At 59.2% G+C, this 2545-nt stretch carries 2 protein-coding genes; one reads left to right on the top strand and one right to left on the bottom strand.

Features of this window, described 5'->3' with window-relative positions; genetic code table 11:
* Positions 1-1199 (bottom strand): FAD-binding oxidoreductase (locus D8U18_RS01490; protein WP_131106863.1); only part of this gene is annotated, 1199 nt, incomplete at its 3' end.
* A gap of 204 nt (positions 1200-1403) precedes the next feature.
* Between D8U18_RS01490 and serA the strand changes: the two genes are divergently transcribed.
* Positions 1404-2545 (top strand): phosphoglycerate dehydrogenase (serA, locus tag D8U18_RS01485; RefSeq protein ID WP_131106862.1); only part of this gene is annotated, 1142 nt, incomplete at its 3' end.

Here is a 2545-nt window from a genome sequence, read left to right as displayed (position 1 = left end):
GCGCACTTGGCGAAGAACTCGTCCTTGCTCAGGTTTTCCGGCTTGAGGATGTTCAAGTGCAGGTTGCCGTCGCCGATGTGACCGAACCAGACGATCTCGAAATCCGGGTAGTGCTCGCCGACGATGGCATCGATTTCCTTCAGGAAGGCCGGGACTTTCGACACGGTGACCGAAATGTCGTTCTTGTACGGCGTCCAGTGGGAAATGGTTTCGGAGATGTATTCGCGCAGCTTCCACAGGTTCTGCAGCTGGGTTTCGCTCTGGCTCATCACGCCGTCCAGCACCCAGCCCTGCTCGACGCAGTGCTCGAAGGTTTCCAGGGCGTGGTTGGCCACTTCTTCAGTGGTCGCTTCGAATTCCAGCAGCGCGTAGAACGGGCAGTCGGATTCGAATGGAGCGGGTACATCACCGCGAGCCATGACTTTGGCCAGGGCCTTGTCGGAGAAAAACTCGAACGCCGTCAGGTCGAGTTTGTTCTGGAAGGCGTGCAGTACCGGCATGATCGAGTCGAAATCGGCGGTGCCGAGGACCATCGCGGTGAGGTTTTTCGGCGCACGATCCAGGCGCATGGTCGCTTCCACGACAAAACCGAGCGTGCCTTCTGCGCCGATGAACAGCTGACGCATGTCGTAGCCGGTGGCGTTCTTGATCAGGTCACGGTTCAGCTCCAGCACGTCGCCCTTGCCAGTGACGACTTTCATGCCAGCCACCCAGTTACGGGTCATGCCGTAGCGAATCACCTTGATTCCGCCGGCATTGGTGCCGATATTGCCGCCAATCTGGCTGGAACCGGAGGAGGCGAAGTCCACCGGGTAGTACAAGCCATTCTCTTCGGCGACATTCTGCAGTTGTTTAGTGACCACGCCCGGCTGACAAACGGCAGTGCGGTCGGTGAGGTTCACGTCGAGGATCTGGTTCATATAGTCGAACGACACGACCACCTCGCCATTGGCCGCCACGGCCGCGGCCGACAAACCGGTACGACCACCGGACGGCACCAGCGCCACCTTATGTTTGTTGGCCCACAGGACAATGGCCTGGACCTGCTCGGTGGTCTTCGGGAACACAATGGCGGTGGGGGCCGGGGCGAAATGCTTGGTCCAATCCTTACCGTAAGCATTCAGGGAGTCGGCATCGGTCAGCACCTTGCCAGGCTCAACCAGGGTCTTCAGCTCATCAATCAGGGCAGGATTGGTCATCGACAGAACTCTCGAACAATTCATGGTCATCCTGAGAACGCTTCACGTCGCAGGAATGAGTGTTTAGCGGGGCGCATATGCTAGCATACCGACCCCGCAGCATAGTGCCCAACGGCTATTCTGCGGCGACGGCTGTCGTGCCGTCCGGGTCAGCGTCTGCTGGCTATCTCCTGCCATTTTTCTCCGGGATACAGGTTTACGCAGATGAGCAAGACTTCTCTCGATAAGAGCAAGATCAAGTTCCTTCTTCTCGAAGGCGTCCACCAATCGGCTGTCGACGTCCTCAAGGCGGCGGGCTACACCAGCATCGAGTACCTCACAGGTTCTCTGCCGGAAGCCCAGCTCAAGGAAAAGATCGCTGATGCTCACTTCATCGGCATTCGCTCCCGTACGCAACTGACCGAAGAGATCTTCGATCACGCGAAGAAGCTCGTGGCGGTAGGGTGTTTCTGCATCGGCACCAACCAGGTCGACCTGGACGCGGCTCGCGAGCGCGGCATCGCCGTGTTCAACGCCCCGTACTCCAACACCCGTTCCGTAGCCGAGCTGGTGCTGGCCGAGGCAATCCTGTTGCTGCGCGGCATCCCGGAGAAGAACGCTTCCTGCCACCGTGGCGGCTGGATCAAGAGCGCGGCCAACTCTTTCGAGATCCGCGGCAAGAAGCTGGGCATCGTCGGCTATGGCTCGATCGGTACGCAATTGTCGGTCCTGGCCGAAGGCCTGGGCATGCAGGTGTACTTCTACGACACCATCACCAAACTGCCTTTGGGTAACGCTACTCAGGTCGGCAACCTGCACGAACTGCTGGCGATGTCCGACATCGTTTCGCTGCACGTTCCTGAAACCGCTGCCACCCAGTGGATGATGGGCGAGAAGGAAATCCGCGCCATCAAGAAGGGCGGCATCCTGATCAACGCAGCTCGCGGCACCGTTGTCGAGCTGGACCATCTGGCGGCTGCCATCAAGGACAAGCACCTGATCGGCGCGGCCATCGACGTATTCCCGGTGGAGCCACGCTCCAACGACGAAGAGTTCGAAAGCCCGCTGCGCGGCCTGGACAACGTGATCCTGACCCCGCACATCGGTGGTTCCACTGCTGAAGCCCAGGCCAATATCGGTCTGGAAGTGGCAGAGAAACTGGTCAAGTACAGCGACAACGGTACGTCGGTATCGTCGGTGAACTTCCCGGAAGTGGCCCTGCCGGCTCACCCTGGCAAACACCGCCTGCTGCACATCCACGAGAACATCCCGGGTGTGATGAGCGAGATCAACAAGGTCTTCGCCGAAAACGGCATCAACATCTCCGGTCAGTTCCTGCAGACCAACGAGAAGGTTGGCTACGTGGT

Origin of the sequence: Pseudomonas sp. Sample_10 (assembly GCF_004321495.1) — a bacterium.
In the GTDB taxonomy this organism is placed as follows: domain Bacteria; phylum Pseudomonadota; class Gammaproteobacteria; order Pseudomonadales; family Pseudomonadaceae; genus Aquipseudomonas.
Note: the sequence above shows the minus strand (reverse complement) of the source record. Positions and strands in the feature narration are given on the sequence as shown.